This window comes from Pseudomonas sp. A (assembly GCF_056270345.1).
In genome coordinates, this window is record NZ_CM149873.1 from 5,176,933 (window position 1) to 5,198,496 (window position 21,564).

Annotated in this window: 23 protein-coding genes; 9 read left to right on the forward strand and 14 right to left on the reverse strand. The window is 66.0% G+C overall.

Annotated elements, in window-relative coordinates:
• Window positions 1-177: 177 nt before the first annotated feature.
• Complete coding sequence (locus AC0MAZ_RS23025; protein WP_110739181.1) at window positions 178-1,053, forward strand: DMT family transporter; 876 nt, start codon at window positions 178-180, stop codon at window positions 1,051-1,053.
• Window positions 1,054-1,092: 39 nt separating this feature from the next.
• On the opposite strand, the gene AC0MAZ_RS23030 is transcribed toward AC0MAZ_RS23025, so the two are convergent.
• The 3 genes from AC0MAZ_RS23030 to cysK form a co-directional block, all read right to left on the reverse strand.
• Window positions 1,093-1,974 (reverse strand): DMT family transporter, encoded by an 882-nt coding sequence (locus AC0MAZ_RS23030; RefSeq protein WP_203651370.1) that lies wholly within the window; start codon window positions 1,972-1,974, stop codon window positions 1,093-1,095.
• Window positions 1,975-2,418: 444 nt separating this feature from the next.
• Window positions 2,419-3,354: an aspartyl/asparaginyl beta-hydroxylase domain-containing protein gene (locus AC0MAZ_RS23035; protein ID WP_203651369.1), complete on the reverse strand. Its 936-nt coding sequence runs from the start codon at window positions 3,352-3,354 to the stop codon at window positions 2,419-2,421.
• A 258-nt stretch (window positions 3,355-3,612) separates the two neighbouring features.
• On the reverse strand, window positions 3,613-4,587 hold the full coding sequence (gene cysK, locus AC0MAZ_RS23040) for a cysteine synthase A (protein WP_203651363.1): 975 nt from the start codon (window positions 4,585-4,587) through the stop codon (window positions 3,613-3,615).
• 294 nt (window positions 4,588-4,881) lie between these two features.
• On the opposite strand from cysK, the gene AC0MAZ_RS23045 reads away from it, so the two are divergent.
• Together AC0MAZ_RS23045 and AC0MAZ_RS23050 are read left to right on the forward strand one after the other, a co-directional pair.
• A complete protein-coding gene (locus tag AC0MAZ_RS23045; protein WP_011535085.1) occupies window positions 4,882-5,727 on the forward strand; it encodes an AAA family ATPase in 846 nt (281 codons plus the stop codon).
• 13 nt (window positions 5,728-5,740) lie between these two features.
• Window positions 5,741-6,919, forward strand: a complete 1,179-nt coding sequence (locus tag AC0MAZ_RS23050; protein WP_232857271.1) for a vWA domain-containing protein — start codon at window positions 5,741-5,743, stop codon at window positions 6,917-6,919.
• A gap of 114 nt (window positions 6,920-7,033) precedes the next feature.
• Here AC0MAZ_RS23050 and AC0MAZ_RS23055 read toward each other — a convergent pair whose 3' ends face one another.
• Genes AC0MAZ_RS23055 through AC0MAZ_RS23070 form a run of 4 tightly spaced genes read right to left on the reverse strand, consistent with a single transcriptional unit; the run spans window position 7,034 to window position 10,722 of the window.
• Window positions 7,034-7,957, reverse strand: a complete 924-nt coding sequence (locus AC0MAZ_RS23055) for a 5-oxoprolinase subunit C family protein (RefSeq protein WP_254464631.1) — start codon at window positions 7,955-7,957, stop codon at window positions 7,034-7,036.
• Window positions 7,954-8,649, reverse strand: a complete 696-nt coding sequence (pxpB, locus tag AC0MAZ_RS23060) for a 5-oxoprolinase subunit PxpB (protein WP_475859304.1) — start codon at window positions 8,647-8,649, stop codon at window positions 7,954-7,956. Before pxpB ends, AC0MAZ_RS23055 begins: the two co-directional genes overlap by 4 nt.
• Window positions 8,646-9,425, reverse strand: coding sequence for a 5-oxoprolinase subunit PxpA (locus AC0MAZ_RS23065; RefSeq protein ID WP_028693037.1), 780 nt, complete (start codon window positions 9,423-9,425; stop codon window positions 8,646-8,648). Before AC0MAZ_RS23065 ends, pxpB begins: the two co-directional genes overlap by 4 nt.
• A gap of 10 nt (window positions 9,426-9,435) precedes the next feature.
• Window positions 9,436-10,722, reverse strand: coding sequence for an MFS transporter (locus AC0MAZ_RS23070; protein WP_475859307.1), 1,287 nt, complete (start codon window positions 10,720-10,722; stop codon window positions 9,436-9,438).
• 129 nt (window positions 10,723-10,851) lie between these two features.
• Here AC0MAZ_RS23070 and AC0MAZ_RS23075 point away from each other — a divergent pair, with 129 nt between their 5' ends.
• Window positions 10,852-11,763, forward strand: coding sequence for a LysR family transcriptional regulator (locus tag AC0MAZ_RS23075; RefSeq protein ID WP_254464628.1), 912 nt, complete (start codon window positions 10,852-10,854; stop codon window positions 11,761-11,763).
• A gap of 26 nt (window positions 11,764-11,789) precedes the next feature.
• On the opposite strand, the gene AC0MAZ_RS23080 is transcribed toward AC0MAZ_RS23075, so the two are convergent.
• Genes AC0MAZ_RS23080 through AC0MAZ_RS23090 form a run of 3 tightly spaced genes read right to left on the reverse strand, consistent with a single transcriptional unit; the run spans window position 11,790 to window position 13,619 of the window.
• Window positions 11,790-12,311 (reverse strand): DUF2937 family protein, encoded by a 522-nt coding sequence (locus AC0MAZ_RS23080; protein ID WP_475859309.1) that lies wholly within the window; start codon window positions 12,309-12,311, stop codon window positions 11,790-11,792.
• A gap of 9 nt (window positions 12,312-12,320) precedes the next feature.
• Window positions 12,321-13,094 carry a class II glutamine amidotransferase gene (locus AC0MAZ_RS23085; RefSeq protein ID WP_203651335.1) on the reverse strand — a complete coding sequence of 258 codons (774 nt, stop codon included), beginning with the start codon at window positions 13,092-13,094 and terminating at the stop codon, window positions 12,321-12,323.
• Window positions 13,095-13,109: 15 nt separating this feature from the next.
• Window positions 13,110-13,619, reverse strand: coding sequence for an MFS transporter (locus tag AC0MAZ_RS23090; protein ID WP_475859311.1), 510 nt, complete (start codon window positions 13,617-13,619; stop codon window positions 13,110-13,112).
• A 176-nt stretch (window positions 13,620-13,795) separates the two neighbouring features.
• Between AC0MAZ_RS23090 and AC0MAZ_RS23095 the strand changes: the two genes are divergently transcribed.
• Together AC0MAZ_RS23095 and AC0MAZ_RS23100 are read left to right on the forward strand one after the other, a co-directional pair.
• Window positions 13,796-15,838 carry a S9 family peptidase gene (locus AC0MAZ_RS23095; protein ID WP_475859313.1) on the forward strand — a complete coding sequence of 681 codons (2,043 nt, stop codon included), beginning with the start codon at window positions 13,796-13,798 and terminating at the stop codon, window positions 15,836-15,838.
• Between the two features lie 123 nt (window positions 15,839-15,961).
• Window positions 15,962-16,435 carry a cyclic nucleotide-binding domain-containing protein gene (locus AC0MAZ_RS23100; protein WP_203651334.1) on the forward strand — a complete coding sequence of 158 codons (474 nt, stop codon included), beginning with the start codon at window positions 15,962-15,964 and terminating at the stop codon, window positions 16,433-16,435.
• On the opposite strand, the gene AC0MAZ_RS23105 is transcribed toward AC0MAZ_RS23100, so the two are convergent.
• Entirely contained in the window at window positions 16,432-16,707 is a 276-nt protein-coding gene (locus AC0MAZ_RS23105; protein WP_028693029.1) for a hypothetical protein, read from the reverse strand. The two genes, AC0MAZ_RS23100 and AC0MAZ_RS23105, sit on opposite strands and share 4 nt — an antisense overlap.
• Window positions 16,708-16,981: 274 nt before the next feature.
• Here AC0MAZ_RS23105 and AC0MAZ_RS23110 point away from each other — a divergent pair, with 274 nt between their 5' ends.
• Together AC0MAZ_RS23110 and AC0MAZ_RS23115 are read left to right on the forward strand one after the other, a co-directional pair.
• Complete coding sequence (locus tag AC0MAZ_RS23110) at window positions 16,982-17,347, forward strand: YajD family HNH nuclease (RefSeq protein WP_050704320.1); 366 nt, start codon at window positions 16,982-16,984, stop codon at window positions 17,345-17,347.
• 73 nt (window positions 17,348-17,420) lie between these two features.
• Complete coding sequence (locus tag AC0MAZ_RS23115; protein WP_028693028.1) at window positions 17,421-17,891, forward strand: RNA methyltransferase; 471 nt, start codon at window positions 17,421-17,423, stop codon at window positions 17,889-17,891.
• A 148-nt stretch (window positions 17,892-18,039) separates the two neighbouring features.
• Here the strand turns inward: AC0MAZ_RS23115 and AC0MAZ_RS23120 are convergent, their stop codons facing one another.
• Window positions 18,040-19,248 (reverse strand): hypothetical protein, encoded by a 1,209-nt coding sequence (locus AC0MAZ_RS23120; RefSeq protein ID WP_475859317.1) that lies wholly within the window; start codon window positions 19,246-19,248, stop codon window positions 18,040-18,042.
• A gap of 25 nt (window positions 19,249-19,273) precedes the next feature.
• A complete protein-coding gene (locus AC0MAZ_RS23125) occupies window positions 19,274-19,723 on the reverse strand; it encodes a YcgN family cysteine cluster protein (protein WP_475859318.1) in 450 nt (149 codons plus the stop codon).
• Between the two features lie 145 nt (window positions 19,724-19,868).
• Between AC0MAZ_RS23125 and AC0MAZ_RS23130 the strand changes: the two genes are divergently transcribed.
• A complete protein-coding gene (locus AC0MAZ_RS23130) occupies window positions 19,869-20,462 on the forward strand; it encodes a nitroreductase family protein (protein WP_203651331.1) in 594 nt (197 codons plus the stop codon).
• 120 nt (window positions 20,463-20,582) lie between these two features.
• Here AC0MAZ_RS23130 and AC0MAZ_RS23135 read toward each other — a convergent pair whose 3' ends face one another.
• Window positions 20,583-21,515: a D-2-hydroxyacid dehydrogenase gene (locus AC0MAZ_RS23135; protein WP_475859320.1), complete on the reverse strand. Its 933-nt coding sequence runs from the start codon at window positions 21,513-21,515 to the stop codon at window positions 20,583-20,585.
• Between the last annotated feature and the right edge of the window lie 49 nt (window positions 21,516-21,564).

The window sequence follows — 21,564 nt, forward strand, 5'->3', positions numbered from 1 at the left end:
AGCGGCTCGCAGGCAGTGTGGACCTTATCGCGGGGCAAGCCCGCTCCCACGCCGCCAGTGTTCCACACGTGGGAGCGGGCTTGCCCCGCGATACGGCTTACACAGCAAGAAAGCACAAGAATCCCGCTTGCCCACTGACGTACACTCGCGCCCCTGCCCCACCGCCGGAGACCACCCGTGAGCCCCATCGCCCTTGCCCGTCTGTTGACCCTTGCCGCCGTCTGGGGTGCCAGCTTCCTGTTCATGCGCATCATCGCTCCCGAGCTCGGCACCGTGCCGACCGCCTTTTTCCGCGTGTCGATCGCCTGCCTGGGGCTGATCGCCATCCTCGCCGCCGCCCGGGTGCGCTGGAATTTCGAGGGCAAGCTGGGTGCCTGCCTGGTGCTGGGCATGATCAACTCCGGCATTCCGGCCACGTTCTATTCCGTGGCGGCGCAGGTGCTGCCGGCGGGCTACTCGGCGATCTTCAACGCCACCACGCCGCTGATGGGCGTGCTGATCGGTACCTTGTTCTTCCGCGAGGCGATGACCCTGCCCAAGCTCTGCGGGATCTTCCTCGGCCTGTTCGGCGTAGGCATCCTCAGCGGCGCCGGCCCGGTGGCGCTGGACATGGCCCTGGTGCAAGGCGCCCTGGCGTGCCTGGCGGCGACCACCTGCTACGGTTTCGCGGGTTTCCTCGCGCGGCGCTGGGTGGGAACGCTGGACAGCCGTCTGTCTGCCCTGGGCAGCATGCTCGGCGCCACCCTGCTGCTGAGCCCGCTGTTCGCCTGGAGCGCGCTGACCCAGCCGCCTGCCAGCTGGGGCGGCTGGCAGGTATGGCTGTCGCTCTTGGGCCTGGGGCTACTGTGCACGGCGTTCGCCTACATCTTGTACTTCCGCCTGCTGAACGAAATCGGGCCGGTCAAGGCCAGCACCGTGACCTTCCTGATCCCGGTGTTCGGCGTACTGTGGGGGGCGTGGCTGCTGGATGAGCCGCTGTCGATGGCGCACCTGTACGGCGGCCTGCTGATCGCCGCGGCGCTCTGGCTGGTGCTGCGCCCTGCACGGTCGTGATGTGGGAGCGGGCTTGCCCCGCTCCCAGCATTTCTTTACTCAGGCCTCGGCCGCGCGCAACGCCGGCTTGCGGAACACGAACAGCAACCCGACCACGATCAACCCCATTCCCAGCAGGCTGAGCGGCGCCAGGCGGTTACCGAAAATGGCGAAGTCCATCACCGCCGTCACCGCCGGCACCAGGTAGAACAGGCTGGTGACATTGACCAGGTTGCCACGGGCGATCAGCCGGTACAGCAGCAGCGTGGCCAGCAGCGAAACCACTAGCCCCATCCACAGCAGCGCGCCGACGAAGCTGGCGTTCCACTCGACCTGCAGCGGCTGGAACGGCGCGAACAGCGCGCACAGGGCAAAACCGGCCAGGTACTGCAGCGGCAAGGTGCCCATCGGGTTGTCGGTGATGCGCTTCTGCAGGATCGAGCCGAAGGTCATGCTGGCCAACGCCAGCAGGGCGAACAGCATGCCCGTCAGGGATACCCCGCCAAGGTTGATGCCCTGGTAGACCACCATCACCAGGCCGCCAAGCCCCAGGCCCAGGCCGAACAGCCGGCTCCAGGAGCGTTGGCGCTCCATCAGCACCACGGTAAGGATCGGTTGCACGCCCATGACCGTGGCCATGACGCCGGGGGTGACATGGGTATTGAGTGCCAGCAGGTAGAAGATCTGGTAGGCGCCCAGCAACACGCAGCCGGTCCCCAAAGCGCGAACAATGCCGCCCCGGGTACGTGGCCAGCGCAAGCCGAGCAGCGGTCCGATCAACAACAGACCGAAAAGCGCGAGGGCCGAGCGCAGCAGCAGGAAGGCGAAGGGACTGGCCTGGGCCAGGCCGAGCTTGGAAACGATCGCCCCGCTGCTCCACAGCAGGACGAACAGGCTGGTGGTGGCCGCCGAGGCCACGGATGCTTTGTTGAAAACAGACATGTATTGCCACCTGTATACGGGCAAATGAGCCGTACGGAGGGCCTATCGCGTCTTGCGGGGATAGCCGACCGTGTTCAGTAGGTTGCGAGTGCGGTGGGGAGCGGCCTGCGGCCGATCAGCCCAGCACCACGACTGCGCAAGGAGGCGGAGCTACGCCGCCTACGACGCCACTGACAGGTGGTGGGTAGTGACTGATCATGGCCGGCTGCTGGCTGCCACGCACGACCACGCCCGCGACAGGCGCGAGAACGTAAGCGGTGGTGGAAGGGATGGCGGGCATGAACAGGTCTTCTGGAAAGTGAATGGAATGGACTATAGCGGTGGATTCTTCGCGGGTAAACCCGCTCCCACAAGTATCTCGCTGGATTAGCTGCCATGGAGTACTTGTTGGAGCGGGTTTACCCGCGAAAAGGCCGGACCTGCCCGGGAAGATGCCTGCCCCGATCAGAACAGCCAGCGGTACAGCGCATAGGCGACGACAACCGCCAGCACCGGCCGCAGCACGCGGTAGGCCTTGGGGTTGGCGCGCTTGAACTGCTTGACCCGGGTGCTGATGACATTGCTGAAGCGCTTGCTCCAGGCGTAGGCCTGGTTGATCCCGCCGACGCGCTCGTCATCGGTGTTCTGCGGCGCAGTGGCGCGGCCGAGGAAGGCGCTGACCTTGCGGTTGATGCGGGTCATCAGCGGGCTGTTGAGCGGGCGCTCGACGTCGCAGAACAGGATCACGCGGGTGACCTCGGTCTCATTCTTGACCCAGTGCACGAAGGTCTCGTCGAACATCACGTCCTCGCCGTCACGCCAGGCGTAGGGTTGGCCATCGACGTAGATGCGGCAGTTGTCCGAGTTCGGCGTGGACAGGCCCAGGTGGTAGCGCAGGGAGCCGGCAAACGGGTCGCGGTGCGGGTTCAGGTGGCTGCCACCGGGCAACAGGGCGAACATCGCGCCCTTGACGTTGGGGATGCTGCTGACCAGTTCGACAGTCTTCGGGCACAGCGCCTCGGCCGAAGGCAGCGGCTTGTCGTACCACTTCAGGTAGAAACGCTTCCAGCCTTTCTTGAAGAACGAACCGAAGCCGGCGTCGTTGTCTTTCTCGGCAGCACGGATGTAACCCTCGTCGAACAGGCGCATGGCCTCTTCGCGGATCACTTCCCAGTTGTCCTTGAGCACGTCCAGTTCGGGGAAGCGCTGGCGGTCCAGGTAGGGCTTGGAAGGCACGCCGGAGAACAGGTACATCAGGCTGTTGTAGGGGGCGAACAGCGCCGAATGGTTGACGAACTGGCGCAACACCGGCAGGCGTGCCTTGCCGCGCAGGTGCACGAACAGCACGCTGGCGAAGAACACCAGCAGGACACCTGCCTTGGCGACGAAGGAAAAGGTCATGCAACACTCCTTGGAGGGGAAATCTGGCCATCCCCAGATAGCCGGACATCATAAACCCATCCGGGCCGGGTAAAAACAACCGGTGCCGGATCGCAGTGTCAGGGATTGTGCAATAAACGAGAGAGGCCGACATTGCGCCGGATCAGCGGTGGCCCGTATATCCCGGGCCCCGTTCGCGGCACAAGGCCGCTCCTACAGGCAATCGCGTCCTTGTAGGAGCGGCCTTGTGCCGCGATGGGCTGCGCAGCAGCCCCAGACTTACTGCTGGTTCTCCTGCTCGGTGAACATGTCGCTGAACAGCATGCTCGACAGGTAGCGCTCGCCCGAGTCCGGCAGGATCACCACGATGGTCTTGCCCTGCATCTCCGGTTTCTCGGCCAGGCGCACCGCCGCCGCCATCGCCGCGCCACAGGAAATGCCGCAGAGGATGCCCTCCTCCTGCATCAGGCGGATGGCCATGGCCTTGGACTCGTCCTCGGTGACGGTCTCGACCTGGTCGACGATCGACAGGTCGAGGTTCTTCGGCACGAAACCGGCACCGATGCCCTGGATCTTGTGCGGGCTGGGCTTGAGTTCCTCACCGGCCAGGGTCTGGCTGATCAGCGGCGAGTTCACCGGCTCCACAGCCACCGACAGGATCGGCTTGCCCTGGGTGTGCTTGATGTAGCGCGACACCCCGGTGATGGTGCCGCCGGTGCCGACCCCGGCCACCAGCACGTCGACCGCGCCATCAGTGTCGTTCCAGATTTCCGGGCCGGTGGTCTTCTCATGAATGGCCGGGTTGGCCGGGTTGTCGAACTGGCCCGGCAGAAAGTGTTTGGCAGGGTCGGAAGCAACGATTTCGTTAGCCTTCTCGATGGCCCCCTTCATGCCCTTGGCCTTGTCCGTCAGCACCAGCTCGGCGCCCAGAGCCTTTAACACCTTGCGCCGCTCCAGGCTCATCGAGTCCGGCATGGTCAGCACCAAGCGGTAGCCACGGGCGGCGGCAACGAAGGCCAGGCCGATGCCGGTGTTGCCCGAGGTGGGCTCGACGATGGTCATGCCTGGCTTGAGCTTACCGCTGTCCTCGGCGTCCCAGATCATGCTCGCGCCGATCCGGCACTTCACCGAATAACCCGGGTTGCGCCCCTCGATCTTGGCCAGGATGGTCACTCCGCGCGGGGCGATGCGGTTGATCTGCACCAGCGGCGTGTTGCCGATGGAATGTGCGTTGTCGGCGTAGATACGGCTCATGGCAGGGGTCCTTGAATGCAGGGCTGGCAGGTGGACCTAAAAGGGTAAGCCTGCCGGGGTGGGGCGTAAAGCCTGCTCTGTTACCGGGGGTGACGGACCATTCAGGGACTGAATACCCGGTCTGCGTTTGCAGGCGGCGGGTGCGGGGTTATAGTCGCTGACACATCAATAAACATGCGTTGGCTGCACTGCCCTCATCGCGGGACAAGCCCGCTCCCACAGGTTGCGCTCAAATCCTGTGGGAGCGGGCTTGCCCCGCGATGAGTCGGGCCCAGCCACCCAGAGGATCGGTTCATGAAGTTCGAAGGCACCCGCGACTACGTCGCCACAGACGACCTGAAGCTGGCGGTCAACGCGGCCATCACCCTGGAGCGCCCGCTGCTGGTCAAGGGCGAGCCGGGCACCGGCAAGACCATGCTCGCCGAGCAGCTCGCCGCCTCCTTCGGCGCCCGCCTGATCACCTGGCACATCAAGTCCACTACCAAGGCCCACCAGGGCCTGTACGAGTACGACGCGGTCAGCCGCCTGCGCGACTCGCAACTGGGCGTGGACAAGGTCCACGACGTGCGCAACTACCTGAAGAAGGGCAAGCTGTGGGAGGCCTTCGAGGCCGACGAGCGGGTGATCCTGCTGATCGACGAAATCGACAAGGCCGACATCGAGTTCCCCAACGACCTGTTGCAGGAACTCGACAAGATGGAGTTCTACGTCTACGAGATCGACGAGACCATCAAGGCCAAGCAACGCCCGATCATCATCATCACTTCCAACAACGAGAAGGAACTGCCCGACGCCTTCCTGCGCCGTTGCTTCTTCCACTACATCGCCTTCCCCGACCGCGCCACCCTGCAGCAGATCGTCGACGTGCACTACCCGAATATCAGCCAGTCGCTGGTCAGCGAGGCACTGGACGTGTTCTTCGACGTGCGCAAGGTCCCGGGCCTGAAGAAAAAACCGTCCACCTCCGAGCTGGTCGACTGGCTCAAGCTGCTGATGGCCGACAACATCGGTGAGGCCGTGCTGCGCGAACGCGACCCGACCAAGGCCATCCCGCCGCTGGCCGGTGCCCTGGTCAAGAACGAGCAGGACGTGCAATTGCTCGAGCGCCTGGCCTTCATGAGCCGGCGCGGCAACCGCTGACAGGAGCCGGGCCATGCTGCTCAACCTGTTCAATGAAATGCGCGCGGCCAAGGTACCGGTGTCGGTGCGCGAGCTGCTCGACCTGCACCATGCCCTGCAGAAGGGCGTGGTGTTCGCCGACATGGACGCCTTCTACTACTTGGCCCGGGCCATCCTGGTGAAGGACGAGCGCCATTTCGACAAGTTCGACCGCGCGTTCGCCGCCTACTTCAAGGGCTTGGAAAACCTCGACCGGCATATCGAGGCCCTGATTCCCGACGACTGGCTGCGCAAGGAGTTCGAGCGCTCGCTGACTGACGAGGAACGGGCGCAGATCCAGTCCCTGGGCGGCCTGGACAAGCTGATCGAGGAGTTCAAGAAACGCCTTGAGGAGCAGAAGGAGCGCCACGCCGGGGGCAACAAGTGGATCGGCACCGGCGGCACCAGCCCGTTCGGCTCCGGCGGCTTCAACCCCGAGGGCATCCGCGTCGGCGAGGCCGGCAAGCGCCAGGGCAAGGCGGTGAAGGTGTGGGACCAGCGCGAGTACAAGAACCTCGACGACCAGGTCGAGCTGGGCACGCGCAACATCAAGCTGGCCCTGCGCCGCCTGCGCAAGTTCGCCCGCGAAGGCGCCGCCGAGGAGCTGGATATCGACGGCACCATCGACCACACCGCCCGTGACGCAGGCCTGCTGAACATCCAGATGCGCCCCGAGCGACGCAACACGGTCAAGCTGCTGTTGCTGTTCGACATCGGCGGTTCGATGGACGCCCACGTGAAGGTCTGCGAGGAACTGTTCTCGGCCTGCAAGACCGAGTTCAAGCACCTGGAGTACTACTACTTCCACAACTTCATCTACGAGTCGGTGTGGAAGAACAACCTGCGCCGGACTTCCGAGCGCTTCTCCACCTTCGACCTGCTGCACAAGTACGGTGACGACTACAAGGTGGTGTTCGTCGGCGACGCGGCCATGGCGCCCTACGAGATCACCCAGCCGGGCGGCAGCGTCGAGCACTGGAACGAAGAGGCCGGGTATGTGTGGATGCAGCGCTTCATGGAGAAGTTCAGGAAGATCATCTGGATCAACCCGTATCCCAAACAGGCCTGGGACTACACCGCTTCGACCCACCTGGTGCGGGACCTGATCGAGGACAGGATGTTTCCGCTGACCTTGCAGGGGTTGGAAGACGGGATGCGTTACCTGTCCAAGTGATGTTGCCTGTTCTGGCCTATTCGCGGGTAAACCCGCTCCCACAGGTACAGCGCCACTCTCGGGGGCTGTATCTGACCTGTGGGAGCGGGTTTACCCGCGAAAGGGCCAGCAGCTTCACCGCCAACGGAGCAGGTATAGCTGCTGCTCCCGCCAAGCCTCGTCCTGCACCACCGCCCGAAACCGCACCGCAGACCCCGGCATGCACTGTGCCAACTGCGCCAGCGCCAACGGCGTCAACGCCCCCAGTCGTGGATACCCACCGATCGTCTGCCGATCATTGAGCAGCACGATCGGCTGCCCGTCCGGCGGCACCTGCACGGCGCCGAGCGGGATCCCCTCGGAGATCATCGGCGCGCCCTGGTAGACCAGCTGTGGCCCAAGCAGGCGAATACCCATGCGATCAGCCCGGCTGTCCAGCGTCCAGTCACGGTTGAACGCCTCGAACAGACTGGTGCCGCCAAAATCACCGATCTGCGCGCCCATCACCAGGTCCAATACCGGCTTCTCGGCATACACCGGTCGCAGCGCTTCAGGCACGTGGGAGCGGACTTGCCCCACGACTGCCCCGGCAGCGTGCAGCACCTCGCCCTTCACCAACGCCCGGCCCTGGCCGTCTAAACCACCCAGTTCTTCCCGTACCACGGTAGAACAACTCCCCAGCACCGGCTCGCCCACAAACCCGCCCGGCACCGCCAGGTAAGCACGTACCCCCTGACGAGGCTGACGCAGCGTCAGGCGCTGGCCCTTGCCCAGGTTGAAGCGGGTCCAGGGCGCCACGGCCTGCCCGTCGACCTGCGCATCCAGGTCGGCCCCGGCCAGCGCCATCACGCAGTCCTGCTCGGCGACCACGCTGAAGCCGCCGAGGGCGATTTCCACCACGGTGCTGTCCAGGGCATTGTCCAGCAGCCAGTTGGCCCAACGCATCGCCACCCAGTCCAGCGCGCCGCCCTGGGTCACGCCCAGGTGCCGCACACCGAAACGCCCGGCATCCTGCAACAGGCACAACGCGGTGCTGGCCTCGACTCTCAATTGGCTCATGCCTGGGCCTCCAGCGGGCTGTCATCACCGCCCAGGTTGATGAATTCGGCCCGTTCAACGGCCACGAAACGTACCCGATCACCAGGTTGCAGCAAGCTGTAGCCCTCGCGCTCGCGGTCGAACAGGCGCACCGGCGTGCGACCGATCAGGTTCCAGCCGCCCGGCGACACGGCGGGATAGGCGGCAGTCTGGCGTTCGGCGATGCCGACGCTGCCCGCTGCCACGCGCTTGCGCGGGGTGCTCAGGCGCGGCGTGGCCAGGCGTTCGTCGACCAGGCCCATGAAGCCGAAGCCCGGCGCGAAACCCAGGGCGAACACCGGGTAGTCGCGACCACAATGCAGGCGGATCACCTCGGCCTCGCTCATCCCGCCGCGCGCGGCCAGCACCGGCAGCTCGGGGCCGACACTGGCGTGGTACCACACCGGGATCTCATGCCGACGCCCGGCCTGGCCGGCATCCGGCCGCAGGCCCTCCAGCGCGTGCTGGATACGCTGGCGCGCCTCGCCCGGCGCCAGGTCGAACTGCACCATCAGCGTGGTGTAGGACGGCACCAGGTCGATCAACTGTTGGCCGAAAGCATCCCGCAAGCGCTGGCTGGCGGCGAGGATCCACGGCATGTTGCCTTCATCGATGGCATCGAACAGCCGCACCATCAGGCTGTCGATGGCCACCACTTCGATACGTGGCGTCATGCTTGCTCCAGTGCATCCAGGGCTTGGCGGATCTGGCGCACGGCGGCCACCGAGCCGTCGTTGTCGCCATGCACGCACAGGGTGCTGGCGTTCAAGCGCACGTCGCTGCCGTCGTCTGCCACCAGGGCCTCGCCCTTGGCCAGGCGCAAGGCCTGCTCGACCACCAGCGCCGGATCGTGGTGCACCGCGTTCGGCAGGCGCCGCGACATCAGGTGCCCGCTGGCGGTGTAGCCACGGTCGGCGAAGGCCTCGAACCACAGCGGCACACCGACCTCGTCGCCCAGGGCCTGGGCGGCGCTATCGTCGGCGGTAGCCATGAGCATCAGCGGCAGGCCGCTGTCGAACGCCGCCACCGCTTCGAGCACGGTGCGCAGGATGTCCGGGTTGGCCATCATGTCGTTGTACAGCGCGCCGTGGGGCTTGACGTAGGCCACCCGCCCGCCGAGCACCTTGCAGATACCATCCAGGGCACCGATCTGGTAGTGCAGCAGGTCGCGTATCTCGTCGCTGCTGCAGGCCATGGAGCGGCGGCCGAAGCCCATCAGGTCCGGGTAGGCCGGGTGCGCGCCGATGGCCACCCGGTGCTCCAGGGCCAGGGCCACGGTGCGGCGCATGGTACCCGGGTCGCCGGCGTGGTAGCCGCAGGCGATGTTGGCGCAGTCGATGAACGGCATGACCTTGGCGTCCTGGCCCATGCGCCAGTTGCCGAAGCTCTCGCCCATGTCGCAATTGAGTAGCAGGCGTTTCACCTGGCGGACCTCCGTATCAATGTTCATGGTGCCTACCTTAGCGCGCCTGGAGTGCTTTGCCGCGGGTTTCCGGCAAGCTCAGGGCCGCCACGATCACCACACCGTAGGACACCGCGGCAAAGGCGCCAATTCCCAGGCCCAACGGCACTTTCTCGCCGAGCAGGCCGATCAGCAGCGGGAACATGGCCGCGACCACCTTGCCGATGTTGTAGCAGAAGCCTTGCCCCGATCCGCGGATCCGGGTCGGGAACAATTCGGTGAGGAACGAGCCCATGCCGCTGAAGATGCCCGAGGCAAAGAAGCCCAGGGGGAAGCCCAGCCACAGCATCACCCCGTCGCTGACCGGCATCTGCGTGTAGAGCAGGACGATGACGAACGAGCCCACGGCGAACAGGATGAAGTTCTTCCTGCGCCCCAGCAGGTCGCACAGGTAGGCGCTGACCACGTAGCCGATGTAGGAGCCGACGATGACCATCGCCAGGTAGCCGCCGGTGCCCAGCACGCTCAGACCGCGCTCGTTCTTGAGGAAGGTCGGCAGCCACGAGGTGATGGCGTAGTAGCCGCCCAGGGCGCCGGTGGTCAGCAGCGAGGCGCGGATCGTGGTCCAGAGCATGCCGGGGGCGAAGATCTCGTAGAACTGCGCGGGCGCCTCGGCCTGCTCTTCGGCCTTGGCCTGACGGTAGATCTCCGGGTCCTTGACCAGGCGCCGGACGAAGATCACGAAGATCGCCGGCAGCAGGCCCAGCAGGAACAGCGCGCGCCAGGCCTGCTCGGCCGGCAGCCAGGAGAACAGCAGGGCATAGAGGATCGCCGTCAGGCCCCAGCCGATGGCCCAGCCCGACTGCACCATGCCCACTGCCTTGCCGCGGTCCTGGGCACGGATCACCTCGCCGATCAGCACCGCGCCGGCGGTCCATTCGCCGCCGAAGCCGAAGCCCATCAGGGTGCGGGCGATCAGCAGTTGCTCGTAACTCTGGGCGAAGCCGCAGAGGAAGGTGAAAAAGGCGAACCACAGCACCGTCAGCTGCAGGGTGCGCACCCGCCCGATGCGGTCGGACAGAATGCCGGCGATCCAGCCGCCCAGGGCCGAGGCGATCAAGGTGCTGGTGTGGATCAACCCGGCCTCGGCGGTGCTGATGCCCCACACCATGATCAGGGTGGGGATGACGAAACTCAGCATCTGGGTGTCCATGCCGTCCAGGCCGTAGCCGATCTTGCAGCTCCAGAAGGTGCGTCGTTGCTGGGAGTCGATGTCGCGGTACCAGGCGAAGGGGCCGCTCGAGGTTCGGGCGGGGGCCTGCTGCTGCACGCCGGTCGGGTTCATGGTTGCCTCGGCTTGTTGGTATTGTTCTATGGGCGACGTCGGGCGTCGCGGCCTGGGCTTCATGTTCAGAGGCCGCGTCGCCTGCGTCCAACGAGAAAAACCGCCGGTCTGGAACAAGAAAAACTGATCATGAACCTTCGTTTCCTCGAAACCTTCGTCTGGGTCGCCCGGCTCAGGAGCTTCCGCCTCACCGCCGAGAAGCTGTTCACCACCCAGGCCTCGGTGTCCAGCCGCATCGCCGCGCTGGAAGCCGACCTGGGCGTGAAACTGCTGCTGCGCGACTCCCGCGGGGTCAGCCTGACGCCAGAGGGCGCCAAGGTGCTGGAGTACGCCGAACGCATGCTCGACACCGCCAAGGCCATGAAACAGTCGCTGGACAGCGACCGGGCCAAGACCGGGCGCATCCGCCTGGGGGTGATGGACACGGTCATCCACACCTGGATGAGCGCCCTGGTGGCGGAGCTGGGCGAGCGCTACCCGCAGGTGGAGATCGAGCTGGTGGCCGATACCGCGCTGAACCTGCGCGAGCAGTTGCAGAAGGGTTTTCTCGACGTGATCCTGCAGACCGACCTGCTGCGCGAGCAGTCGATCCGCAGCCACGACCTGGCGCGCTACCCGATGGGCTGGATCGTCGCCGCCGGCTCGCCGCACCACCGTACCTACGCCTCGCTGGCGGAGCTGGCCCGCGAGCGCATCGTCACCTTCTCGAAGAACTCGCGGCCGCACCAGGAAGTGCTCGGCCTGCTGCAGGCCGCCGGAGCCGAGGCGCCGCGCCTGAACTGCGTGAACTCGGTGGCGGCCATCACCCGCCTGCTGCGCGACGGCTTCGGTATTGGCGCATTGCCGCCGGCATTGGTGGATGGCGAACTAAGCCGTGGCGAGCTGGTGTTGCTGGAAGGCTTGCAGCCACCGCCGAGCCTGGAGCTGGTGGTGGCCTGGCAGACCGGTGTGGCGCTGGTGGACGAGGTGGTGGGCGTGTGCCGGCAGGTGCTGGAGCGCTATGCGCGGGATGTGGGCGGGCAGCGGATTGTGCTGATCTGAGAAACGCTGCCGCAGGGCCGGAAAAACTAGCGCCAGCTTTCCTTCACCACCTTGCGCCGCCCGCCAAGAATCACCCAACCAATCACCAGCAACAGGCTCTCGACCACAAACGCCAGCACGAACCCGCTGCCGATCCCCCAGCCGATCACCTCCGGTACCAGCAGAATCTGATAGCTGTAGCCCTTGAGCGTTTCCTCGCGCAGTGCCGGCTCCGGCTGCACCAGCACATGCCAGGTGCGGCTCACCCACGAGCCTTGCAGGGCCTGCCATTCATGCTCAAGCAACTGGTTGCGAATCAACAGGCTCTCGATGCTGTTGGCATCGCTGTTGAACACAGGATCGTCGCTGCCCCGGTAATGCCGCACCAGCGCCTGCAGGTCGCCGTTGAAGAAACGCTGCGCGGTCTGGCGGAAGCCGTCTAGCGCCTGGCGCGATTCGAGCAAGTGCGCCTCGACGCGCTGGCTGTAGTCCTTGACCAGCCCCGGCACCTGGAGACCGGCCAGCAGGCCGAAGGTGAACAACAGCAAACGCAGGTAACTTCTGAACATGGAGCGTCCTTAACTATGGCCGTGGGCAATGCACTCGCCATGCCGCCACAGCCCCCATTGACCCGGCTCGTAGCGGTTCCAGGTCTCGTTCTCGGTCAGCGGCTCGGTGGCGATCACCGTGACCACGTCGTTGGGGGTGGTTTGCGTGTGGAAGTCGACGATCAGGTCGACATCCTTCAGCCGCGCCGCGCCGAACGGTGCGCGGCGGGTGATATGCACCAGTTTGGTCGAGCAGAAGCAGAACAGCCAGTCGCCATCGCTGAGCAGGCAGTTGAACACGCCCTGGCCACGGTAACCGGCACAGGCTTCGACCAGCACCGGCAGCAACTGCTCGACCTCGACCGGCTCGGGGAAGGCTTCACGCACACGGTTGAGCAGGTCGCAGAAAGCCGCTTCGCTGTCGGTGTCGCCGATCGGCCGGTAGAACGTGCGCTGGCCGCTGAAATCGCCCAGCTGGCCGTTGTGCGCGAAGCACCAGTTGCGGCCCCACAGCTCACGCACGAACGGGTGAGTGTTGGACAGGCAGACCTTGCCGACGTTGGCCTGGCGGATATGGCCGATGACCACTTCGCTCTTGATCGGGTAACGCTGCACCAGGTTGGCCACTTCCGACTCGCTGCTCGCCGCCGGATCCTGGAACAGACGCAGGCCGCGCCCTTCGTAGAAACCGATGCCCCAGCCATCGCGGTGCGGGCCGGTGCGCCCGCCGCGCTGCATCAGGCCGGTGAAGCTGAAGACGATGTCGGTGGGGACGTTGGCGCTCATGCCCAGCAGTTCGCACATGTTGCGGCTCCTGGTTTACAGACGGGGTTCGACGCGGCCCTGCCCGGGGCCGGAGCGGCGTACTGGGGCGGGCGGAGGATCGTCGCGGTAGCGGTCTTGACGGTTGGCGGCCAGGGACGCTTCGGCCACGACCTCGTCTTCTTCCTTGGCCTGGCGCTGGGCGACGGCCTCACGCTGGGCTCGGCGCTCGCGGGCACGATTTTCCAGCGGCCAGCGGATCAGCACGAAGACGATGTACAGGGCAAAGGCGAGCATGCCGTACATGGCCAGGTCGGAGGCGGCGCGCCAGGCGTTGTTGCCGACCTTGAAGGCGACGTCCAGCGCGGTGATGGCGATGGCCGGGGCGAAGCTTTCCTTGACCGGGTCGACGATGGTCGGCGAGAACAGCAATACGGCGATGATCACCCGCAGCGGCTCGCGCAGCCAGCGCCACATCCAGCCGGTCAGCTTGAAGCCCACCAGCAGGCAGCCCAGGGCGGCAACGGCGTACAGGCCCCAGGCGAGGGTATAGTCGTGTTCGGTCATGGTGTGGGTGCAAGCCAGGCAAAGAGATGCCTATGATAAACACTTTTCCCGGCGCAGGCTGCCCCTAGCCTGTCAGGGCCTCTTCGCGGGTAAACCCGCTCCCACAGGCTAACACTTTACCTGTGGGAGCGGGTTTACCCGCGAAGAGGCCAGAGGCCCCAACCAAGAGATCTCCCATGCCGAATGCCCCCCGCCCCCCCATCGCCCGCCAGGCCGAAGGCACCGACCCCTATGCGTGGCTGCAGCAGCGCGACACCCCCGAGGTCCTGGCCTACCTGGAAGCGGAAAACGCCTACCAGCAAGCCGTCCTCGCCGACCAGGCGCCGCTGCGTGAACAGCTGTTCGAAGAAATCAAGGGCCGCATCCTCGAGACCGACCTGTCGCTGCCCTCGCCCTGGGGCCCGTACCTCTACTACACCCGTACCACCGCGGGCGACGAATACCCGCGTCATTACCGCTGCCCGCGCCCGGCCGACGACAGCAACACCGTCGATGAAAGCTGCGAGGAGCTGCTGCTCGACCCCAACGCCCTGGCCAATGGCGGCTTTCTTTCCCTCGGCGCCTTCAGCGTCAGCCCCGACCACCGCCTGCTGGCCTACAGCCTGGACACCAGCGGCGACGAGATCTACACCCTGTACGTCAAGGACCTGGCCAGCGGCGCGCTGAGCGCCCTGCCCTTCGACGACTGCGACGGCAGCATGACCTGGGCCAACGACAGCCAGACGCTGTTCTTCGCCGAACTGGACGACACCCACCGCCCCTGGCGCCTGCGCCGCCACACCTTGGGCGAGGCTGGCGCCATCACGGTGTTCGAGGAGTCCGACGGACGCTTCTTCCTGCACTGCTACCGCGCCAGCTCCGAGCGCCAGCTGGTGCTGCTGCTCAACAGCAAGACCACCAGCGAGGCCTGGGTGCTCGATGCCGCCACGCCACAGGCTGATTTCACCTGCCTGGCGCCGCGGGTCGAAGGCCATGAATACTTCCCCGACCACGGCCAGCTCGACGGCCAGTGGCGCTGGTTCGTGCGCAGCAACCAGGACGGCATCAACTTCGCCCTGTACCACGCGCCGGCCGACAGCGTGCCGACACGCGCGCAGTGGCAGGTGCTGGTACCGCACCGCGACGACGTCATGCTCGAAGGGCTCAGCCTCAATGCCACGGCGCTGTCCCTGAGCCTGCGCGAAGGCGGCCTGCCGATCATCGAAGTGCACCCGCAAGGCCTGCCGGTTTACCGCGTCGAGCTGCCAGACGCCGCCTACAGCCTCTACGTGCAGGACAGCCTGGAATTCGCCAGCACGCGCATCCGCCTGCGCTACGAAGCGCTCAACCGCCCGGCCCAGGTGCGCCAGCTGGAGCTGGCCACGGGTGACCAGCAGGTGCTCAAGCAGACCCCGGTGCTCGGCGCCTTCGACGCCGACGACTACGTCAGCCAGCGCCTGTGGGCGGTGGCCAAGGATGGCACGCGGGTGCCGATCAGCCTGGTGCGCCGCCGTGTCGACGAGGGCAAGTGCGTGCCGCTCTACCTCTACGGCTACGGCGCCTACGGCGAGAGCCTTGACCCCTGGTTCTCCCACGCTCGCCTGAGCCTGCTGGAGCGTGGCGTGGCCTTCGCCATCGCCCATGTGCGCGGCGGCGGCGAGCTGGGCGAGGCCTGGTACCGGGCCGGCAAGCAGGAGCACAAGCACAACAGCTTCGACGACTTCATCGCCTGCGCCGAACACCTGGTCGCCGAAGGCGTGACCAGCCGCGAGCGCTTGGCGATCAGCGGCGGCAGTGCCGGTGGCCTGCTCATGGGCGCAGTGCTCAACCTGCGCCCCGAGCTGTTCCGCTGTGCCATCGCCGAAGTGCCGTTCGTCGATGTGCTCAACACCATGCTCGACCCCGAGCTGCCGCTGACCGTCACCGAGTACGACGAATGGGGCAACCCCGAGGAGCCTGAGGTGTACGAACGGATCAAGGCCTACGCCCCTTACGAGAACGTCAAGGCGCAGGCCTACCCGGCGCTGCTGGTGGTCGCCGGCTACAACGACAGCCGCGTGCAGTACTGGGAGGCTGCCAAGTGGGTGGCGCGCCTGCGCACGCGCAAGACCGACGACAACCTGCTGCTGCTCAAGACCGAGATGGGCGCGGGCCACGGCGGCATGAGCGGGCGCTACCAGGGGCTGCGCGACGTGGCGCTGGAGTATGCGTTCGTCTTCAATGAGCTGGGCGTGGCGTAAAACGCGATTTTCGTTGTCATAGCGTCAAGCTGACGTGGGAGCGGGCTTGCCCCGCTCCCACGATGCCTCACTACCTACCCAGCAGTTTGTGGCGCTTTCCAGACATTCGAAGAAGAACAACACATGCCCGACACCCAGCACCTGAACGCCGAGATCCGCGACATGCTCATGGACTGCGGCCTGTTCGACACCCTGCAGCCCGGTGACTTCCTCGCCGCCGCCGGCTACTTCAGCCTCACCGCCGTCGCCCAGGGCCAGACCCTGTTCAGCGAAGGCGACGCCGGCACTTTCATGTGCATCCTCCATCGCGGCGTGGTCTCGGTGCGCAAGACCGACGGCAACGGCGTCCAGGTGGAGATCGCCACCCTGCGCAAGGGCCGGGCCTTCGGCGAGATGGCCGTGCTCGATGGCGAACGCCGCTCGGCCACCTGCGTGGCGGCCAGCGACTGCCAACTGCTGACCCTGGGCAAGGACGCGCTGGAAAAGATGCTCAACGAAGCGCCGCGCATCGCCGCACGGATCATCCGCGCCCTCGCCGTGGCCTTGTCAAAACGCCTGCGCATGCAGGATGGCCAGCGCCTGGCGCAGCAGGTCTAGCGCCCCTTGTCAGGCGGCTTCGGCGGGTCCTGGCTCAACCCGGGCAACGGCTGGTCCTTGGGTGGGCCCGGCAGCGGCATCGGCGGCAACAGCGGCGCGCCCGGCCGGTTGGCGCCGGCCTTGGGCGGCGTGCTCGGGGTGATCTGCGGGTAAGGTGTCGGCGTCGCGGTGCCGGGTGCCCCGGGGACCGTCGTGAGCGGCCGCTGCTGGCCCGCGGCGTCGGCCGTGGATACAGCGCCAAGCAACAGCGCGGCGAGGATCGCATGTAACATCGGCAGCCTCCTGTCAGAAACCTTCCTAGGCTCTGTACGAAATGTATCTGCACTCGCCCATACTGCGTTGAAACGGGGCTCGGAATGCTCATGTACTCCAGTACACTCCGCTTCCTCCCCCCGTTTCGCCTTGTCTGACCTTCGCGCAGACACATTTCGTACAGACCCTACAGGCTACGCCCAATGGCGTGATTTTGCCTGTCCGCCCGCCCCACAGGCGCGCTAGACTCAAAGGCATAACCGTCATTGCCCTGATCAGAAAAAAGGTAACACCATGAGCTCCACCTCCGACGCCACCGCCCGCCTCGACCGCATCCTCGCCGACGCCAAGCGCGACAAGGAAATGGGCTACCGCGACAAGGCGCTGAAGATGTATCCCCACGTCTGCGGTCGTTGCACCCGCGAGTTCTCCGGCAAGCGCCTGTCGGAACTGACCGTGCACCACCGCGACCACAACCACGACAACAACCCCCAGGACGGCTCCAACTGGGAGTTGCTGTGCCTGTACTGCCACGACAACGAGCACGCCCGCTACACCGACCAGCAGTATTTCAGCGAAGGCTCGCTGAGCACGCCGAAAGTCGCCGTGGCGACCCACAACCCGTTCGCCAACCTGGCCGCGCTGATGAAGAAGGACTGAACGTCGATTCGCGCCCCCGGCGTGCCGGCAAGCCCGTATAATCGCGCTCTTTTTTTGCGAAGGGCCCCGACACGTGGCGAACAAACGGTACAGCTGCATCGGCCTGTTCAACCCCAAATCCGCGGAAAACGTGGGCTCGGTGATGCGCGCCGCGGGCTGCTATGGCGTCAACTCGGTGTTCTACACCGGCAAGCGCTATGAGCGCGCCCGCGACTTCGTCACCGACACCAAGCGTGTGCACTACGACATCCCGCTGATCGGCATCGACGACCTGCAGCGCATCATTCCCCTGGGCTGCACCCCGGTGGCCGTGGAGCTGGTGGAAGGCGCACGGCCATTGCCTGAGTACACCCACCCGGACCGGGCGATCTACATCTTCGGGCCCGAGGATGGCTCGTTGAGTGAAGACGTGCGGGGCTGGTGCGAAGAGACGATCTACATCCCGACAGAAGGCTGCATGAACCTGGCGGCGACGGTGAATGTGGTGCTGTACGATCGCATGGCCAAAGGCTTGAATACCCGCTCGGGGCCGAAGTTCAAGTAACCATCGCGCCTTGCCCCCCCCTGTAGGAGCGGCCTTGTGCCGCGAAAGGGCCGCGCAGCGGACCCGGCAATTTCTGCCTTGACGCTGAAAACCTGGGGCTGCTTTGCAGCCCTTTCGCGGCACAAGGCCGCTCCTACAGCGGAGCGTACTAGCGCAGCACCTTGCTCTGCAGCACCTCGGACTGTCGCCCGAGCACGTTCTCGCTGATCTGCACGAACTCCTCGGTGCTGACGCTCGACAGGCGCATCAGCGCGCGGGCGACGTCGTCCAGCGAGCGTTTGTCGTGGTGGTGCAGGCGAATCTCGCGATCCAGCGCCTGGAGCAGCAGCACGCCACGGGCCACCTGCGCGGCATCGGCCTTGGCACCCTTCAGGTGGGTCACCTTGGCCGCCAGCTTGTGCTGACGGGCCTGCAGCGCCTCGTAGCGGTCATCGCTCATGCCGCCGGCGCGGCGCAGCAGCTCGGTGGCGTAATAGTCGGCCAGGCTCTCGCCCAGCCAGTCGCTGCCGTCGCGGTCGTTGATCTGGGCGAACAGCTGCACCAGCTCACGGAGCACCGGGCTGGTGCCGTTCTCGCTGACCAGCGAGCGCGTGCTGTGCAGGTACAGCGAGTTGTTGCCAGCCAGCACGCCCCGCCACATCTCGTCCCGGGCACCGACTAGCAGCAGCTTCGGCGGGTTGCGCGGGAACACCGCCTGCAACTGCGGCCAGACGAAGGTCAGCAAGGTCAGCGTGTCCATGCGCCGCATACCCTGGCCCTGCGGCGCGGCCACGGTCACCTCGGTGTCGCCCAGGCGCGCCCGACGGCTGCCCAGGTTGCCGGCGAGCATCCAGCCGGTGGGGCGGTCGAACAGCCGCGACACATCGTCGATACGGAATTTCTGCCGGCCGATGCGTGGCCAGGCGGTTTCGACGCTTTTCCAGCCCGCCGGCAGGTCGAAGGTCAGCCGCGAGACCAGTTCGGTGCCGTCCTGCTGGTCGAGGCGCGCCGGCGGCACCAGCTGGTCGCCGCGAAACAGCGCCCAGTGCGGCGTGATGCGTGCCTCATGGGCGGCGCCTCGGGGTTGCTGGTCGAGCAGCACACGGTAACTGAGGCTGGTCTTGCCCGCCGCCGGGTGCCAGACGCCACGCCCGTTCTGCACCTGCCACTGGCCATCGGCGAGAAAATCGCTGTAGGCACCGGGCTTGCCCAGGTCGAAGTCCAGGCTGCGCACCGCGCTGCCGTCGGCCAGGGTCAGGCGCACCTCGGCCTGGCCGCTCTGCGGCAGCAGGCGCACCTGATAATCGAGGTCGACTTTCTTCGCCAGGACCTGCGAACTGGCCAGCAGGCCGACAATCAGCAACAACGGGCGACGCATAAAAAACTCCTTGTTTCCCGGACACTCAACCCGCGCGGAAGATCAGATGGTCTTCCCAGTCGTCTTCATCCACGTCGTTTTCGCTGAGCATGCGCCCCGACCGGGAAATACGCTGCTCGTGCACCTGCTGGCGATCACCGCTGATCAGGTGGTGCCAGGCCGGCAGGTCCTGTCCTTCGCTGACCAGGCGATAGCCGCAGGTGGGCGGCAGCCACTTGAACTGGTCGGCCTTGCCGGGGGTGAGTTGGATGCAGTCGGGAACGTGTTCGAAGCGATTGGGGTAGTCGCTGCACTGGCAGGTCTGCAGGTCCAGCAGCTTGCAGGCGATGCTCGTGTAATAGACGCTGTTGTCTTCCTCGTCCTCGAGTTTCTGCAGGCAGCACAGGCCGCAGCCGTCGCAGAGCGACTCCCACTCCTTGTCATCGAGCTGGTCGAGGGTCTTGCGCCGCCAGAAGGGCGCGGTATCGGCGATCATCACACGGTTTCCTGCAGTCAACGTCAAGCCGCGGCGCGCGGCGGCGCCAGTCTAGAGGCAGTCCGGCGGCAACGCCAGACCGCTTGTCAGTGCTCACCGGACGCAGTAGCGTGCGGTATTTTCCCCCGCCCTTGCAGGAGCACCCATGAGCGCCACCCCACGCATCGCCGACTATGCCATCAACGAGCAGTTCATCAATCGCTGGTCGCCCCGCGCCTTCACCGCCGAGCCGATCAGCCAGGAAACCCTGCTGAGCTTCCTCGAGGCCGCGCGCTGGGCGCCTTCGGCCTACAACTCGCAGCCGTGGCGGTTCCTCTACGCCCGCCGCGACACGCCAAGCTGGGAGCGCTACCTGGGCATCCTCAACGAGTTCAACCGCAGCTGGGCGCAGCACGCTTCGGCGCTGGTGCTGATCATCTCCAAGACCACCTTCGCTGCGCCCGGCTCCGATGAGGAAAAGCCTGCACTGTGGCACACCTTCGATACCGGTTCGGCCTGGGGCCATCTGGCGCTGCAGGCGAGCATCAGCGGCTGGCACAGCCACGGCATGGCCGGTTTCGACCAGGACCTGGCCCGCCGCGAGCTGAAAATTCCCGAGGGCTACGCGCTGCATGCAATGGTGGCGATCGGCAAGCTGGGTGACAAGGCGACCCTGGCCGAAGGCCTGCAGGCCCGCGAAGTGCCGAGCCCGCGCCGGCCGCTGAGCGAGCTGGCGGCCGAGGGTGAGTTCAGCCTGTAATTCTCTATCGCCTGGGCCGGCCTCTTCGCGGGCAAGCCCGCTCCCACAGGTGTGTCACTGCTCTTGTGAGCGGTGATATCCCTGTGGGAGCGGGTTTACCCGCGAAGAGGCCGGTTCAGGTCAATAGCCTCGCTGGAAATCCACCTCGCCCCGCAGTGCCTGCTCCGCCACATACGCCCGCGCATTCGCGACGAACAACCGCACCATCGCCGCCGGCGAGGTCGGCGCCGAGCTGTGCCCGGTCAGCAGCAGCCCCCAGGCGGTCCAGAACGGGTGGCGCTGGGGCAACGGCTCCTGGCGACAGACATCGATCACCGCGCCAGCCAGGTGGCCCTGCTTGAGCGCCTCGACCAGGTCGGCATCGACCACCGCCACGCCACGCCCGGCATTGATGAACAAGGCGCTGGGGCGGAAGCACTTGAACAGCGCCGCATCGTACAGGTCGTGGGTGGCCGGGGTATCGGGCAGCAGGTTGATTACGTAGTCTGCCTGGCCGACCAGGCGCGGCAACTGGTCGAGGCCCGCCACTTCGACGAAGGGCGCCTGCTCGCGGGCGCTGCTGGCCACGCCTTGCAGGATGACACCGAACGGCACGAGGAACTGCGCCACGCGCTGGCCGATGTCGCCGGTACCAACGATCAGCACCCGCCGTCCCTCCAGGGTCCGCCCAGGACGGTCATCCCAGCGCCTTTCGACCTGGCTGACCAGGCGCGACAGCACATCGCGCTCATGGCCGAGCATGTAGGTCAGCATGTACTCGGCCATCACCTGGCCGAAGATGCCCACCGCCCGGGTCAGGCGGTAGTCGCGTGGCAGGCCGTCGGCCAGCAACGGGGTGATACCAGCCCAGGTCGACTGCATCCAGCGAGGCTTGTGGCCCTGGCGCAACAGACTGGCCAGCAGGTCCGGCTGGCCCAGCCACACCGGGCAGTCGGGGGCCAGGCGCGCCAGTTCGGCGGAGTCGCCGCTGGTCAGGGCCTCCAGGTCCGGCGCCGCCTCGCCCAGCAGGCGAGCATAGTTGGCATGATCCTGTTCAGCGATCAGAACGCGCATGTGAAACACAACCTTGGCAAACAACGGAAGCGGCCCGCCAGGCGGGCCG